Annotated in this window: 13 protein-coding genes and 3 tRNA genes; all 16 read right to left on the bottom strand. The window is 30.5% G+C overall.

From position 1 onward, the window contains the following. Window positions 1-30 precede the first annotated feature (30 nt). The 16 genes from B5E75_RS06745 to B5E75_RS06670 all read right to left on the bottom strand — a co-directional run bounded on the left by B5E75_RS06745 (window position 31) and on the right by B5E75_RS06670 (window position 17801). Window positions 31-1497, bottom strand: a complete 1467-nt coding sequence (locus B5E75_RS06745) for a glycoside hydrolase family 1 protein (RefSeq protein ID WP_087357997.1) — start codon at window positions 1495-1497, stop codon at window positions 31-33. A gap of 11 nt (window positions 1498-1508) precedes the next feature. Beyond that, window positions 1509-2243 (bottom strand): alpha/beta hydrolase, encoded by a 735-nt coding sequence (locus B5E75_RS06740; RefSeq protein ID WP_087357996.1) that lies wholly within the window; start codon window positions 2241-2243, stop codon window positions 1509-1511. Between the two features lie 43 nt (window positions 2244-2286). Beyond that, window positions 2287-3576, bottom strand: coding sequence for a PTS sugar transporter subunit IIC (locus tag B5E75_RS06735; RefSeq protein WP_087357995.1), 1290 nt, complete (start codon window positions 3574-3576; stop codon window positions 2287-2289). Between the two features lie 137 nt (window positions 3577-3713). Next, a complete protein-coding gene (bsh, locus tag B5E75_RS06730) occupies window positions 3714-4682 on the bottom strand; it encodes a choloylglycine hydrolase (protein WP_087357994.1) in 969 nt (322 codons plus the stop codon). 102 nt (window positions 4683-4784) lie between these two features. Then, a tRNA-Ala gene (locus tag B5E75_RS06725) sits at window positions 4785-4860 on the bottom strand. Window positions 4861-4880: 20 nt separating this feature from the next. Next, a tRNA-Ile gene (locus tag B5E75_RS06720) sits at window positions 4881-4957 on the bottom strand. Window positions 4958-4981: 24 nt separating this feature from the next. Continuing rightward, window positions 4982-5058 (bottom strand) — tRNA-Ile (locus B5E75_RS06715). Window positions 5059-5132: 74 nt separating this feature from the next. Further along, on the bottom strand, window positions 5133-5801 hold the full coding sequence (locus tag B5E75_RS06710) for an N-acetylmuramoyl-L-alanine amidase (protein ID WP_087357993.1): 669 nt from the start codon (window positions 5799-5801) through the stop codon (window positions 5133-5135). A gap of 228 nt (window positions 5802-6029) precedes the next feature. After that, entirely contained in the window at window positions 6030-7391 is a 1362-nt protein-coding gene (locus B5E75_RS06705; protein ID WP_087357992.1) for an MATE family efflux transporter, read from the bottom strand. Then, window positions 7391-8017, bottom strand: coding sequence for an HAD family hydrolase (locus B5E75_RS06700; RefSeq protein WP_087358014.1), 627 nt, complete (start codon window positions 8015-8017; stop codon window positions 7391-7393). The genes B5E75_RS06705 and B5E75_RS06700 overlap by 1 nt, the downstream gene beginning before the upstream one ends. Window positions 8018-8107: 90 nt before the next feature. Beyond that, window positions 8108-9022, bottom strand: a complete 915-nt coding sequence (locus B5E75_RS06695; RefSeq protein ID WP_162607647.1) for a LysR family transcriptional regulator — start codon at window positions 9020-9022, stop codon at window positions 8108-8110. 4 nt (window positions 9023-9026) lie between these two features. Beyond that, window positions 9027-10787, bottom strand: coding sequence for a hypothetical protein (locus B5E75_RS06690; RefSeq protein ID WP_087357990.1), 1761 nt, complete (start codon window positions 10785-10787; stop codon window positions 9027-9029). Then, window positions 10784-12994, bottom strand: a complete 2211-nt coding sequence (locus tag B5E75_RS06685) for a glycosyltransferase family 2 protein (RefSeq protein ID WP_162607646.1) — start codon at window positions 12992-12994, stop codon at window positions 10784-10786. The genes B5E75_RS06690 and B5E75_RS06685 overlap by 4 nt, the downstream gene beginning before the upstream one ends. Then, window positions 12987-14039 carry a glycosyltransferase gene (locus B5E75_RS06680; protein WP_087357988.1) on the bottom strand — a complete coding sequence of 351 codons (1053 nt, stop codon included), beginning with the start codon at window positions 14037-14039 and terminating at the stop codon, window positions 12987-12989. Before B5E75_RS06680 ends, B5E75_RS06685 begins: the two co-directional genes overlap by 8 nt. After that, the gene (locus tag B5E75_RS06675) at window positions 14036-14950 is read right to left on the bottom strand and encodes a GGDEF domain-containing protein (protein WP_162607645.1); all 915 of its coding nucleotides are present in this window, start codon (window positions 14948-14950) and stop codon (window positions 14036-14038) included. The genes B5E75_RS06680 and B5E75_RS06675 overlap by 4 nt, the downstream gene beginning before the upstream one ends. 319 nt (window positions 14951-15269) lie before the next feature. Further along, entirely contained in the window at window positions 15270-17801 is a 2532-nt protein-coding gene (locus tag B5E75_RS06670) for a histidine kinase N-terminal 7TM domain-containing diguanylate cyclase/phosphohydrolase (RefSeq protein ID WP_087357986.1), read from the bottom strand. Between the last annotated feature and the right edge of the window lies 1 nt (window position 17802).

Raw genomic sequence — 17802 nt, 5'->3', positions numbered from 1 at the left:
CAACATTCTAACATATTTTTCTATATCACATCAATCAAGATCTTTTCCATTTGTACGAATGACTTTTTTATACCACTCAAAAGATTTCTTACGTGTTCTTTGAAGTGTTCCTTGTCCTAAATCATCCATATCAACATAGACAAAGCCATAACGTTTTTTCATTTCTCCTGTTCCAGCAGAAACAAGATCAATACAGCCCCAAGGTGTATAACCTATAACATCTACACCGTCATAATCAATAGCTTTTTGAATTTGTTGAATATGCTTTCTTAAATAATCAATACGATAATCATCTTGGATAGAACCATCTTCCTCAACATGATCCAATGCCCCTAAACCATTTTCAACAATCATCAATGGTAATTGATATTTATCATAGAGTCGATTTAAAACAAGTCTTAAACCTTGTGGATCAATTGGCCATCCCCATTCACTTTCTTCTAGATATGGGTTTTTAACACCACCTAATTGATTACCTCCAGATTTTTCAGTATTTTCACGTGTTGCTATTACTGCTGAATTATAATAACTAAATGAAATAAAATCGACTGTTCCTAAAAGTAATATCTGATCATCTCCATCTTCTTTTTGAAGCACCACATTCTGTCTTTCTAACTCTTTTAATTTATAACTTGGATAATAACCACGACATTGTACATCATAATAAAAATCTTTAAAATCTCTCGCCATTTCCATTTCAGCAATAGCGTCATTTGGATTGCATGTTTCAGGATAGAAAAGAATATTAGCGATCATTAAACCAATCTGAAAATCAGGATTGATTTGATGTCCTAAATAAACAGCTTTTGCACTAGCAAGTAACAAATGATAAATGGCCTGTTGCTGTTTTTGAGGATTGGATGCTTCTGTAATACCTAAAGTAGAATAATCTCTTAAAAAATTAATTTCATTAAAAGTCAACCAGTATTTAACTTTATTTTGATAACGCGTAAAAATAGTACGACAGTAGTTCATAAAGAAATCTATTGTTCTACGATCTAACCAGCCTTCATATTGATGAGCTAAATGAAGTGGTAAATCAAAATGATTAATTGTCACAAGTGGTTCAATTCCATATTTATGGCATTCATCAAAAACATCATCATAGAATTTTAAACCTTCTTCATTAGGTTGATCATCATCACCATGAGGAAAAATACGTGACCAGTTAATGGACATTCTAAATGTTTTATATCCCATTTCACCCATTAAAGCAATATCTTCTTTATAGTGATGATAAAAATCAGTTGCTACATGACTTGGATAATAAACATCTTCGTCAACAATAGCTTTTGCACCTTTTGGCACATCTTCAAAACGATTAATTTCTTTTTTTGTTCCATCCTCAAGTTCAATCATAATACGTCGAGGATGTTTTTGATCACCATTTGTAATGGTATCAGCAGTCGCTAAACCTTTACCACCACTCAAATAACCACCTTCGTATTGATTGGCTGCTGTAGCACCACCCCATAAAAAGTCTTTAGGAAATCCCATATTTTACCTCCTTAAATTTTTCTTTTTGCATTTGCATAAGCATCACTGCGTGGAATCCAATCCAAAAATTCCTCAATACATTTATCCCAGAAACGCCATTCGTGTTCATAACCAGGAACACTGAACCATGTTAATGGCATCTTTTTTTGTTGAAGACTTTTAACAAATTCAACATTTGTATCATACAGGAAATCCTGATCACCACAAGCCATATAAATAGGAATCTCTTGTTGACATTGTTCCAAAACTTCATAAAGATCAATTGGATTTCCTTGCATTTCAATACCTGGTGAAAATGCACCAATAGCCCTATATTTTTCTGGATGACTCAATCCATGATAAAGAGCACCAAATCCCCCCATAGAAAGTCCTGCAATATAAGTATCTTCTTTTCTTGTAGAAACTGGGAAAACTTGAGTAATAAATTCTGGTAATTCATTTTCTATAAAATCTGCAAATAAATCCTCATCTTGATCGATATATTTTTTATTTTCACCTGAAATCATAACCACAGCAATCTGTCGTTCTTCAGCATATAATTCAACATTTGTATAACCACACCACTGTGCATGATTATTTCCAAAACCATGCAATAGATATAATACTGGAAACTTTTGATGGTAGTCATGATGAATCTTTCCTTGATTCATCATACTTTCAGGAATTGTCACTGTTGGTAAAATAACATCAATATCAACAGTTCTCATCAGTGTATAAGAAATAACATTACATTGTATTTTTGCCATAATATCTTCTCCTTTCAAAAAAGAAGTTTGTCAATACAAACTTCTATTGAGCTTTCATTTCCTGTTCTTGTTTTAATGCATTGTTGTCATCAATTAAGAAGAATGGTAAATACATGATAAAATGAATAGCCAAACTGATTAACCATAACAACAACATGAATATACCACCTTGGAAGAACGTTGTAATAAATCCAGGTGTAACCCAAGGCATTGAAATTGTTGGATTAAACTGAATTGGGAAAATACCAATTAATGCCCAAGCAACAAGTCCAGATGCAGCTGGTGAAAAGACCATTGGGATAACATATAATGGATTTAACATGATTGGGAAACCAAATATAATTGGCTCATTAATATTAAAAATATTAGCTGGAATCACAAGTTTTCGCATAGCTTTATATTTTTCTGATTTCGCAAATAATGTCGCAATACATAATCCTAATGTATTTCCAGCACCACCAATTTGCACACATGCCCCTAAGATTCCAAACACAAGATAAGGCATTGTTTCTCCAGCTAGAAAAGCTTCTGTATTTGCCATAGAGGCCATCATTAATACAGGCATATATGGCATTAAAATAGCATTTGGATGAATTCCAAAGAACCAGATTAAATTCATTAATGAGAAAACAATAATTAATGAAATTGGTGAAGCTCCAAAATATGAAATAGGTTGACCAATCAATGTTGAAACAACATTAAAGACATTACCATATGGTGTAAATGTACATGCCCATTTTAAGGCAAAAACAAATGTAAAGATAATCATAGCGACAAATGTTGGTGCTAATGACATACTTACCATAGGTGGAACAGAATCTGGTAATTTTAATTTTAAATTCTTACTCATTAAATAACAGTATAGTCTAGGAATCAATAAACCTAAGATCAAAGCTAAGAAAATTCCATCACTACCCATATAGCTTGTTGATAAAGCTGATACAGAAGTTCCTGCTTCATTTGTAAATGTTTGAATCGGCATTAAAATAATAAAGGCTGCTGTTGACATGACAGCTCCAATAATACCTTGTTCCCCTTCATTTCTAGTAAAACAATATCCAATTGCTCCCACAACATAAATAGCAAGTAAAGATAATGTTAAAGATACAACCTCTTGCCCTACTGTATATAATCCTGTACTGTTTAAAAAATCAACCCATGGATCAATAGGCAAATTAGATAAGACAGCAATAACTGCTACACCTAAAGTAATTGGCATAGTATACATAAACCCTTCTGTTAAGGCTTTAATATACTTACTGTTAGCGACCATTGTTGCAAATGGTCCGACAATTTTTTCTAAGCCTACTTGCAGCTTATTAAAAAAATTCATGTTTTTTCCTCCTCCTATTATGAAACTCATAGCGCTAAAATCATTTCATTTTCTAGAAAAAAGTATATCTTACTTCTTTATTTTAAAATGTTTCATTTTTAATATTTTTATTATCAATAATAAACAAAAGAAACTGCCTAAGCAGTTTCATAATATTGGATATTTTGTTGTCTATTTAAAATAAATATATATAATTGAGAAGCTTGAAGATCAAGTTTTTTCATTTGTATACCTTGAATTTGATTATTATCATATGTTTTATAATAGTAAGTCAACTGATCCATGCTCATACAACAGGAATAAACCGTATAATCATCTTGATTTTTCATTGTTTTTACTGAACCTTTGACCATTGCGACAGCATCTAAAATATGAAAAATCTGGCTGATATTTTCATGTTCACAATCACTCATCTTTGCATTGTCTTTTAACCATAACGCTTTAATAAAGCGTGATGCAGGAGAATAATCACCCGGTAATCCAACTGTTCCTAAACCATTACCATAAGGTTTCATATTTTGATGAATCAAATTATCTTGTGGATATGCTGATGTTAAATGCATATAATGATGAACATTCCAGTGATGATATGGATAAGGTGGATTATTTGTCAATATATGTAATGAATCTTCATATATCTGCAACCCTGTTTTTGTTGATTCTAAAATTAGACTTTCGTTTTGATCAGCAATAATCCAATGCAAAGGAGCTAAAGGCATTTGTGGCAGAAATGGTATATTGATGATATGGAGTTGATGTATGATGGATTTGATTTCATGAACACTTTGATATTGACCTAAAAAATAAGGAATTAATTCATAAGGTGTTAGATTTAACTTTTTATCTTCTTGATCAAAATAATGTGCATTATCTGGAAAATATAAGCCAGCCATACATAAACCTTTTTCATTCATTGCTTCAGCATATAATGGATAATCTTCAACAACTGTTGCCATACCTATCAAAGCATATTGATTTTTAAAATCCGTTCCATTTTTGAATGGAAAATTATAGAATCTTGGTGTAACAACAACTTCTTCTTGAAATCCTGTTTCTAAATCAAGATTTCTTCCAAAATATCCATGACATTGAAAAGCTGTACACATCGTTAATCACCTCTTTTTATTATTATAGACTATTTTCCATGAAATAACAAAAAACCTGTATCAAATGCTTTATAAAACATCCAATGCAGGTTATATCCTATATGGTGGAGCTTAGCGGGATCGAACCGCTGACCTCCTGCGTGCAAAGCAGGCGCTCTCCCAGCTGAGCTAAAGCCCCATAAAAATATATATTATACATGGTGGGCCTGAATGGACTTGAACCATCGACCTCACCCTTATCAGGGGTGCGCTCTAACCAGCTGAGCTACAGGCCCATGTATATATGTGACAGTAATTAATGGTGGGCCTGAATGGACTTGAACCATCGACCTCACCCTTATCAGGGGTGCGCTCTAACCAGCTGAGCTACAGGCCCATTAACGACTGCCCTAATATATTAGCATAGCCTTCATTTTTCGTCAATACTTTTTTTCGTTTTTATATATATTTTTATAGAGGTGCTGCTAGTGAATGAAAATAGTCTTCTATACCATCACTAATGACAATTGCTAATTTTTGATGATACGCACGACTTTTTAATTGTCCTCGTTCATTAGCATTAGATAAAAAACCACATTCTATTAAAACTCCCAATGATTGAGTTGCACGTAAAATATAAAAACTACTTGATGAAACATTCTTCCTTGTTCCTGTTAATGTTTTCATCTGATCATGAATGCAATTGGCTAATCTTTTTCCATCTTCACTTTTTTTATAATAAAACACTTGAGAACCCCAAGCACTAGATGTGGAAGAATTAAGATGTATACTCAAAAATAGATCTGGTTGATATGCATCTACTTGCAAAGCTCTTAGATACATATCATCTTGTTTAGAATAGTTATAATTTCTTTTTGTCATATCTTGATCATCAGTACGTGTCATATATACTGTAGCCCCTCGTGATTCTAATTCCTCTTTTAAAGCAAAACTGATTTTCAAATTTAAAGTATCCTCATCCACCCCTGCTACACTGGCACCATTATCTAAACCACCATGACCTGGGTCTAATACAATCACTCTTTGATTTAATAATTTTGATGATGATACATGAATCACTGGTTTATATAAACATGTACATAAAGCAAAAAGGATAATAAAAGACATCGTTTTTTTCATATGAATCATCACCCGTTTATTTATATGAAAAAAGAAATTCCTTTATGACTTGAATCAAAAAAGAAAGCATATCTTCAATATGCTCCCCCTATTATTATTTCTTTTGACTCAACAACATACAAGATATAGCCACAAATAAAGCTAATACAATCCAGAAAAATGCTCCATCCATAAAATCTACAATCATTTCCATTTTCCTCCTTGCCATCATTTCAACAAGAATCCTTATTATTCTAAAGTTCTCACTTTTTTCTTGAGATCTTTTCCAATCGTTAATAACATTGTTAAATAACAGGCTCCCCCACCAATAAAATTACTAATAGCTTCAGCGATAAAAACACCCTGAATACCAATATATATAGGTAATATGAAAGTCAGTGGTACAACAATCATGACTTTTCTAAATATAGAAAAGAAAACAGCCTGTTTTGATTTTCCTAGTCCTACGGCTATAGATTGTCCACTCATTTGAAAAGCCATCATAAAGAAACCAAAGAAATATAAATGAATGGCTTGAACTCCTTCTTTTAAAATATCAGGATTGTGACTAAAGATTTGAATATAGAGCTGAGGAAATAAGGTAATACTCAACCACAATACAAAACTCGTTAAAAAACAAGTCAATGTCGTAAAACGAATGCCTTTTAAAACTCTTTGATATTGTTTTGCTCCATAGTTATAACCAAGAACTGGCTGTGAAGCATTGGCTAAACCTTGACCGGGTAAAGACACAACCTCTCTAATAGAATTAATAATAGTCATAATGGCAATATAGAAATCTCCACCATAAGTCTGCAAAGTCACATTACAGACAATTGTCACAACTGAATTTGTAATCCCCATCATAAATCCAGCCATACCTAAAGCAAATATCTTTTGAACATGTTTGATTTTCAAAATCATTTTTTCTTTTTTTAATTTTAAAATTGTTTTCTTTCCAGTTAAAAACTGCAAAGTCCATAATGCAGATATACATTGAGAAATAACAGTTGCTATAGCAGCACCTTTGACTCCCATTGAAAAGACAAATATAAAAAGAGGATCTAAAATAATATTTGTCACTGCTCCTAATAAAACTGTCATCATCCCTATTTTCGCAAATCCTTGACTATTAATAAAGCTATTCAGTCCTAATCCAATTAAAACAAAGGGCGTTCCCAATAAATAAATCGTCATATAATCGTTTGCATAATCAATCGTATTTTCACTTGCTCCAAAAGCCCATAATAAAGGCTCCTTAAAAATAAAACCAACTAACATAATAAGAATAGAACAAATGATTAATAAAGAAAACGCATTTCCCATAATTTCTTCAGCCAGATCATTATTTCCACTACCTCTTGCAATAGAACACAGTGGTGATCCACCCATTCCAAATAAATTCGCAAAAGCAATAATTATTGAAATTAAAGGTAAGCATAATCCTAAACCACTCATAGCTAATGAAGCAACCTCAGGTAATCTTCCAATATAAATACGATCAACAACGTTATATAAAACATTAATAAATTGTGCAACAATCATAGGTCCTGCAATACGTAAAATATGCTGGGACACATTTCCTAAAGCAAAATTATTTTGGGTATTCATTAAATCAACTGTAATAAATCAAGAGGTTTTTCTAAAACAATTGTTGCATCTTTCATTTCTTCTTGAGCGACATTTCCCCACTTCGCATATCCAAAATCAATATGAGCATTCTTTGATGCCAATTCATCCGATTTTGCATCTCCTATGTAAATCACTTCATCTGGTTGTAACTGTAATTTCTTCAGACATTCTAATAATGGTGTAGGATCTGGTTTATGTTTATCAGTGTCTTCAGCAAGTATCGTTGCTTTCATATACTTATCTAGTCCTTTTTGTCCCATATCAATTTGATATTGCGCTTTTGTCTTGGCAGATACAATAGCTTGAATGATTCCGGCTTCTTCAGACTTTGAAAAAACGTCTTCAAATCCTTCATAAAGTGTTGCTCCTTCTTCATATTCATTAACATATTGAACCCATCTGGCATATGTTTTTTCTTTATCTTTTATATTTAATTCTTCCATCACTTTCATACCAGGATAAGCTGCAAATTTTAACACTTCTTCAAATGTCCAATCTTCATTTAATTCTTCTTTAATGATTTTCATTAATGGATACATATTCATATTTAATGTATTTAAAACTGTTCCATCAATATCATAAATCACAGCTTTATACTTTTTCATATAACCATCCTTTCTTTCTATTTCCATACTTATAATTATCTCATGAAAAATTTTAAGAAACAACAAAAAATGATAATGAAAATTTCATTATCAAAGTTGATAAATCTCTTTCAAGATTTTTAAATAAAGACTTCCTGCATGAGAAAGAGCTTCTCTTTTTTTTGTAAGAATTATAAAATTCTGTTGGATATGGATATAAGATAAAGGTATTGATGCAATATTTGTTCTGGCAAATTCTTCTTTTTGCCAAATGTTTCCAAAAATAAAGGCATCTAAAAAACAAAGCATTTGAATCATCGCATGATAATTATTACTGACTATTCTTTTTTGAGATACTTGAATCATGAAACCGTATTGCGATAATGACGCATTTAAATAACCAAAAAAATCTAATGGAAAGTGTATCCAGATATAGTGGTTCAAAAATCTGAGATCTTGTGATAAATCTTTTTCTAAATGGTAATGACGATGATAATGCAGACAGTATGGTTTTCGATCTATCACTTCAACATGAATTTCTTTTGCTTCTGCAATCTTTTGAAAAGCAGGTAAAATCTGATCATTCAAAATAACAATTCCTAATTCTGCTTGTCCATTCACTAAATCTTCTAATACTGATTTAGGTGTTGTTTCATGTAGTTGAATAAACGTTTCCATAGATTGTGTCTGTCTAGAAAATTCTTGTAAAATACGTTTATCTAAAAATAATGAAGATATAGAAACATTCAAATAACAAGGTAATGTCTTTTGATGCATAGTTTTCCACTCATCAATCATACCAAAACGTTCTAGAATATTTTTAGCGTGGTAATAAAGCTCTTTGCCAAGTGGTGTTGTTTCCACCCCTCTATGACTTCTTAATAAGAGCTTTTGGCCCATTTCTTCTTCCATCATTTGAATAGTCTTACTTAAATTAGGCTGAGCTAAATAAAGTATTTTCGCTGCTTTACTGATACTTCCTGCTTCTACAACTGTGACATATTGTTCCAATTGATTTTTTTCCATCATTTCATCTCTTTATCTTATAAATTCCTTCTTCACAAAAGACTGGATACTTTTTTATCACTGTTTCATCAATATATTCCCGATTAAGAATAATCACATAATCATAGCTTTCTATATCTATATCCTCATTTAAATAGGATAATGTATCTACATAAGGTGCGTATAAGAAATATTTCATCGTATAACTTAACTGATATTGAGAAACTTGCTGATTTTGATTAGAAGCAATGACTAAATAACGTGATAAGTCCATTTGATTACGACTATACCATTGATCTCCTACCAATTGTTCAACTTGACTGGCAAGAGAAGAAGAATGATTTTGTCGCAAAGCGATTAATTCACATAATTCTGAATATACACATGAGAAAGTGATTATCATGAATACTAAAGTTGTATTTTGATAAATTTTCTTTGTCTGTGGTGAATAAAAAGCTTGATAATGATAACTGTCTTTCAATTGAATATAAAACGAACGTTCAATATCTTTGACTATAGTCATCATAATCATCCCCACATAAAAAACAACGATACTACATATATAGCGTTCCATCCCTGCTAAACGAATAGCCTCATCTTCAGGCATAGAAAACAAATACATCCCTAATAATCCAAATACATAGACCACCACAATCATATGTCCTAATAACCATGCTTTTTTTAATTGCCATTTTTTCTTTATCAAGAAATGATGAAAAATCAATAATCCAATCACAAGAATTTCAAAGAAAAGAAATGTTTGTGTAGAACGATTGGATAAATGAAAAAGCGATTGAAAAAAGAATAAAATCATCGTAGGATATTGATTCACAGATATTGTTTTTGATAATAAGTCGAACTTATGTGTCATTCCTGCAAAAGTTATAGACATATGATATTTCCATAATAAAAATGGTAATAAACTCATAATCAGAATTGTTATTGTCATGATTAATTTTTGCATCAAAGAAACTGAACTATGCCAACAATACCATTGCCAATATATAAAAGCTATCAACATGAAAAAGAAACCTATTTCTTTAATAACAGTTAAAAAACCTAGTAATGGTATCAAATACAAAGCACTCATCAAATCATCTCGTTGATGATAGATATACGAGCATATTGCTAAAGTTAGTAATGGTAATATAAAATCTACAAGTAGGTTTTGAATGCGAATTGTGATATTCAAATAAATCATAAAAGTACATCCTGTAGATAATATAACATAAAGTAAAAATCTCTTTTTTTCCTCTATGATACCAAACATAGCATAAAAGCATGAAAATATAAACACATTTTGGCACATAATCATTATGCCCTGATTGTTTCCTAAAAATAAGCAAAAATAATAAATTAATGATGACATACCTAATGGATAATCTTTAAATGCAATAAGCATATCTCTAGCTTCTGGAAAGCGATGATTAGTAAGCATATTTTTTACAACAATTCCCCAATGTGAAAAATTATCAAAATGATCAAATTTTAAAAATAATGACAGAATAAAAAATAGGATAGCTATGATCATAAAACATAAGGTCCATAAAGAACAATATGGAAAAGATAATCTTTTGATGTTTATTCTTTTGATGGCGATGATTCCTAATATCATCCCAATCAATAGGACAATATATGCCATGATTTGAAGAATGTGAAAAATACCTCCAATATAAATACATAAACCTATCAAACTTAAAGTGAGTACTGGAACATATGTTTTCGTAACTTTTGTTGATAGAAAAGATATATAACCAGCTAAAGATATAAAAAATATAAAAATCATGTTTCATCCACCTTTGTGTATATGAGATGTTGTAGAAATACTTTTAACGCTTTTTTATTGAAGAAAAGTTCCTCAAAATTGATAACTTCTAAAAGGCAAAGTTGATGATTGACTTGCTTTTTAAAACGTAATTGAAAAATCATTCCATACCAATTTAAACAATATTCCTTTAGCTTATCTCCTTGAAAGTCTTTCACAAGAAGATAATGATAATTAAAATCAACTACAAAAATTTCCATACCATTTGTCAAATGAAATACCTGTTCAACAGGAATACGAAAAGTTTGCCTTTGTTCTTGTTGCCTTTTTTGAAAACGTGATTGAATATTACGATAGAGATCATCATATAGAGAAGACCACTCATCAATATGTGAAGGTAAAGAATGTTTACGATCATGGATAATTTGAAGATATTGGCGATAGTCTTCTTCTGGTGTATCCTGTAGTAGCACTACATAAACCCATTGTTCTTGTACAACTTTGACATATAAAAGTTGTACAGGTAACGTGGTTTGATATTGATCAGTTTTGATTTCTATATAAAAAGGAATATCAGCTGGAACATAAAAAGGTAATGATAAAGAAAATGATAAACTGACATAAGAGAAATCAACACTCATTCCCTGATATGTTTGATGATGAAAATGAATATCAATAGCTTCTTGAATAGAAAAACGTTCATATGCACGATATGATGGTCTTCCTAACATAAAGAAAATAGCAAAACACAAAGTTACCAGATTATAAAATAGCCAAAATAAAATAACACTGCTGTAAAATAAGGCAGAGCCATATTTTCCCATGCCATAGCGGATAATTGCCAATATCGTTAGAATAACCAGGATCAAATGAGGAATCATATAGAATAATGAACGTGTATGCATAGTTGCTTTCTTTTTATTTGTGACTTTAAATATTTTTTGATGTATTCCTAATGTTTCTAAAAGGACAGGAATAATTAAAAATGGTGCAAGAATGGTATCAATGATTTGACTCCATCGTTGATTTCTTGTTTGTGTAGATAAAGCGTTTAAAGAAAGATGATAAAAAATAGAAGATGGTAACCAAAAGATCAGTAACTCTCCAAAATGGCATTGAACAAACTGTAAATCAAATAAAGCAAAGAGAATCGGAGCTAAAATAAAAATAAGACGTGTCAAAAAAGACCACCAATAAAGAAACGCACACAGATAGGATAATCTTAAACCTAAAGAAAGAGATGATGTTGTACAGGCATGTGTATTATATATACTTTGAATGACACCTTGAGCCCAACGAATTCTTTGTTGGATCATACTTGGAATTGTTGTTGTTGATAAGCCAGAAGCAAGAGATTCTTGAGTCGAATAAGTCCAATATCCTGCTTTTTGTAAACGAATGCTTGTTTCAAAATCTTCTGTAACAGTATGGTAAGGAAAACCACCTATCTTTTCAAGAGCTTCACGTAATATCACAGCATTACTTCCTGTATAACTAGCACCAAAATGTGCATTTCTTAAAACATTGATTTCTTTTGAAAAAAAGTCCTGTTCATTGGGAATTGTTGTTTCTGAAAAAAGATGAAATTGAAACAAATCCTGATTATAGAAACTTTGGGGTGTTTGCACTAAAGCAATTGGTAAATAAGAAGATGTCTTTGTATCTTTCATAAAAAAATAAGGAACTGTCTTCATTAAAAAAGTTCTTTCTGGTATCATATCAGCATCAAAAGTCACAATGAGTGGTGAATGTGTCATTGATAAGGCATGATTAAAATTACCTGCTTTTGCATGTTGATTATATTCTAAACCAATATATCCAACACCAAAATGTTCAGCCAGGTGTTTGACTTCTGGTCGATTTTGGTCATCACAAATATAAATATGTACAAGCTGTAAGTCCGGATATTCTAAGAAAGTACAGGCATTCACTGTTTTATATAGTAAGTCAACACTTTCATTGTGAGTGGCGATAAAAATATCAATTTCAGGATAATCTTGGGCTTGTAAAACAGGTGGAACCAATCTTTTTTCAACATTCCTCATTTTATGAATGATCAGCTCAAAACTTGTAAAAGTTGTGATAATTTCAGATAACAATAATATGACTGCAAATATAATTTCACCCATACTTTGATTCAATGGCAAAGTCCAGAATGTTCGCCAGATCAGATAAAGAGATGAAAAGATAAAGGATAAAATAAAGATGATATTGCTTTTCTTAATCATAGAAAACCCACTTTTTTTGTAGATAATATGAAAGAATAAATAAGCATCCATCTATCATGATTTTACTCATTTGGACTGGCAGAAAAGATTGAAGAAAATACGTTCCTGTGGCTGATAAAAGGAAAATAGTCATGCACAAAATCATATAGCGAGGCAATCGATACTTTTGAAAAATAGGTTGAAACACATATTTTTGGATAAGATGATAATGACAAATAAGTGAAAATAGACGAGCAAACAAACTACCCAAAAAGATTATTTCAAAAGAAGATAAATTGAAAAGTGTAAACAAGAAATAAAAACTGATAAAAAGGAGCCAATCTACAATAAAACATAAAAAAGAAAAAGATGTATATAAGCAAAATGGGAGATATAGATTCTTAATAATCAGCCATGTATCTTGAATAGGTCTAAAATGACTATGTTGATTGTGATGGTAATAAATGGTTTGAATCTCTGTCGTATCCAAAATACCTTGTTTTAAAAGAACTACCAATGCATTCATTTCATATTCAAATCTTTGTCCATGAATTTTTAAAAGTGAATCCAGCAATTGATAATCATAACCTCTTAATCCCGTTTGAGTATCTTGAATATAATAACCTGTAGAAAACCATAAAAGAATGGAAGCTATACGATTCCCTAGCCACGATTTAATGGGAACATGGTGTAAAGAAAAATCTCTGACACCAAGCATAAATAAACTTTCTTGATGATACATTTTTTCAATGATGTTTTGAATATCTGTCACAGCATGTTGTCCATCACAATCGACACAGATGATTTTTTGACAAAATGATAAATGTTTTTGAATAAAACGATAACCACTTTTTAAAGCTTCTCCTTTGCCTAGATTTTTTGAATGCTTAATGACATAACATTGTGGTATTTGATCAATAGTATCAAAAATCACTTGATAGTCTTGATTTGAACCATCATTAACAACAACGATATAAAGATGAGATATTTGTTTTAATGCTTTAACATAATCTATAAAATGATATGAAGGTTCTAAAGCTGGAATTAAAATACATGTATTGTTCATAACAACCTCTTTCTATTTTTATATTCATAATCATAATAAATATAATATTTATTTTTTCCTGATTTTTTCGCATGATATAAGGCCATGTCAGCAAAATAATATAGTGAATGATAATCATGAATGGTAGGACCAACAAAGACAACACCAATACTCATAGATACGTGATTATCATGGTAATAGTGACCTAAACTCTTTTGAAGTTTTTGAATCAAACATTTGAGTTGAGTTTCTAAGTGAGTCATAGGTAATGTATGTGGTATAAAAATCAAAAATTCATCACCACCTATTCTTCCAATAATATCTTGTAAAGAACAATGGTGCGTTAAAAATTGTGCAATCTGTTGTAGTACTTTATCACCCTCTTGGTGACCATAATTATCATTAATAGATTTAAAATTATCTACATCTAAAGCCATCATGACACCTTCTTGACAATTTAAACAAAGACAGTTTTGGACATGTAATTCAAAACCTCTACGATTATATACTTTTGTAAGTGAATCAATCTGTGAATTGATTTCTACTTCTTTTAATTGATTGATTAAACATGTTTTTTTAATCATATCTTGAGTACGGTCAATAATAATTCCAAGAAATTCATGTTCTAAAGAATAAGTATAAATTGATAAGAACTTTCCATTGATTTCAATAAGATGATCTTCATTCATTTGTTTTTCTAAATTTAAAATATATTCACAAAACTGATCTGGTGCCTTTTTTAATGTTTGACGTTGTTGAAAATCTAGTCCTAATAAAGATGCTATATTCATGGAATGATAGGTAGAATGATTTTTATGCAAATATAAAAACATGGCAATATCTTGATGAGGTAGAGGAATAAAGGACTGATGATGACAGAATATTTGTAATTTAGGGTGATGATCAAATTTTTTTAAATATTTGATTAACATGATATACATCATCATGAAATGAAAAATAATGAGAAGAAAAATAGTAAAGACAAGCTGGATGATATTTAAAAACCATAGTGCTGCAAATCTTTGAAAAATCAAATAAGATAATAAAAACCATAAGATGCAAGCAGTCATAAAAAAATATAAAGTTATTCTTTGATAAAGTTTATTTTCATTCATAACAAATCCTTTCTGTATATTCAAAATATACAAGTCTATTTATATCGCATATCGGTTCGCTTGCATAATATAAATCTCATATCTTAATCCATATAAAATTTATATACCCCAACAAAAAAAGAAGGATTTCTCCTTCTTAATCTGTAGAATGATTTTTTTCTCTTTGTTCTACTTGTAATTTGATGTGTCCACTTTCTAATAGACGAACAAAAACTTCAGCCAATTGAGGATCAAATTGCTTTCCTGCCTGATTTTTTAATTCTTTGATTGCATACTCAAGTGTAAAAGATTCTTTATAGGAACGCTTTGATGTCATCGCATCAAAAGAATCGGCAACACAAAGAATTCTACCTCCAATAGGAATATCTTCTTTAGAAATACCTCGTGGATAACCTCTGCCATCCCATCTTTCATGATGCGATATAACAACAGGAATAACATAATCAAGTGATGGTAAATAACGAATAATGCCAATAGAGTTTTCCACATGACCTTTCATAATTTCATATTCTTCACTTGTTAATTTACCTTGTTTATTGAGTATATCTTCTCGAATACCAATTTTTCCAATATCATGCAAAAGTGCAGCTTCTCGAATAATTTCAACAACATCTTCTTTCAACCCAATTGCATAAGCCAATTCACAAGCATAATAAGCCACATTTTTAGAATGGGTAAATGTATAATGATCTTTGGTATCAATGGTTGCTGTTAAGGCATAAATCATTTCAGCATATTCTGAATAAATATTTTCTTTATCTTTGGAATCTTTTTGTGTCTGCATAGAAGACTTTGTTTCTTCATTATAAATAACAACCTGATTCTTTCCCCTTCTTTTGGCTTGGTATAAAGCCTGGTTGGCATATTCTTCTAACTGCTTTGGATTACTGGCAAGTAGAGGTATAGAAGCAATTCCAAAGCTTCCGGTCACAGATCTTAAAGCAAAATCATCTTGATCATTATTAGCATTAGCTAATTGATAGCGAACATTTTCTGCTAAATCACGAGCTGTCTGCAAACTGCATTCTGGTAATAAAATTGCAAATTCTTTTCCTGATAGACGAGAAATAATAGCTGTATCAGGCATTGTTTTTTGCATGATTTGAGCAGCTTTCATAATAGCTTTATCGCCTTCTTTTGTACCATAAAGCTGATTATAAAGCCTCACATCATCTAAACTGACTAAAATCAAAGTCAAAGTACACTCTTTTCCTTTTTGAGTAAAAAGTTCTTCAAATTGTTTATAGAAATATTTTCTATTTAATAAACCAGTCATCTCGTCACTAATTGCTTCTTGATAGACCATTTCATATAAACGAGAATTTTTTAAGGCAATTGTACTAATAGAAGCAACTGATGATAAAAATTTCATATCTTCATAAGTATATTGATTTTTTAACTTTTTTGTTAATAATACCATTCCAATTAATTCATCTTCTATTAAAGGAACAATACATTCTATCTGCAAATGTTCTAATAATTGTTTCTCATTTTCCCACATTGAACGATAATTTAAACTACGTTTAAAATCATCATAAAGCAAACAATCTTTCTTTTCTTTTAATTCTTCTACTATTGGATTATCTACTTGAAAAGTAAAATTCTGACGTTCTAAGGAAGCATTACCATATATAATATGATAATCTTGATGGTTACCTTCCTGCATACAGACATAGACACGATGCACACCCAATGTTTCTGTGATAATTTCACAAATATCTTGTGCAATTTCATAAACGCTTAAAGTATTTCTTACATGATCTGAAAAGCTTTTCAAATAATCTGCCTGTTGCTTTTCTTCTTTAATAAAGATTTGATCAATAAAACGTTTTAATAATGTCTGAATACAAACAAAAACGAACATAAAAATAATAAAAACAAGAATCATTGGATCTAAGTAATAAGAAAAATGTTGGACAATAAAATTGCGTAATGGAACTAAGTAATTACTAAATAATAAAATCGTAATGATTGCTGAAATAGCATAACAATTTCTTTTAGATACAAGCAACTTTAAATTAAAAAGATGTTTTTTATACAATGCATAGAACAATAGTAAAGCATTAATAATTCCACTTAATATATCTAAAGGTATTCCTTTAAAAATATCAAGCATGATGAGTCCATGACCAAGTAGCAGGATAGAAATACCTGCTAAAATAGGTGTAAACTGATAAAGCATACGATCCCCATTTTTAACACAACAATAAACATTATAAACAATCTGTAATGCACAAATAATGCAAATACCAATAACAATGTAAATGTGCCATGTAAAATGATAAATAAAGACAACATCATTGTGTAGCATAATCATTTCTGGAGCTTCTAAAAAAACATGTGTTGTGTAATTTAAAACATTTAAAATAATAGAAATATATAACCAGAAACGACGTATTTTTTCATCTTTTTTACCAATAAATTCAGAAATAAAGTTATAAAAAACATAAGGCATAAAAATAAGACCAATTAAGGACACATCGAACCAGAACGAAGTTGATGGTCCAAAGCACATTCGCATGGCAAAAGAACCACCTGTCCATAAAATCATATCAACAAGTAAAATTAAAAAGGAAAAGATTAATCGATTTTTTTGACTTGCCAGTAAAGCTAAAAAAAGATAAATATAGCATACTAAAGCAAAAATTGAAAAAGAAGCATAACTCATT

It is taken from the genome of Massiliimicrobium timonense, from assembly GCF_002160865.1.
Taxonomy (GTDB): Bacteria; Bacillota_I; Bacilli_A; order Erysipelotrichales; family Coprobacillaceae; genus Allocoprobacillus.
Note: the sequence above shows the minus strand (reverse complement) of the source record. Positions and strands in the feature narration are given on the sequence as shown.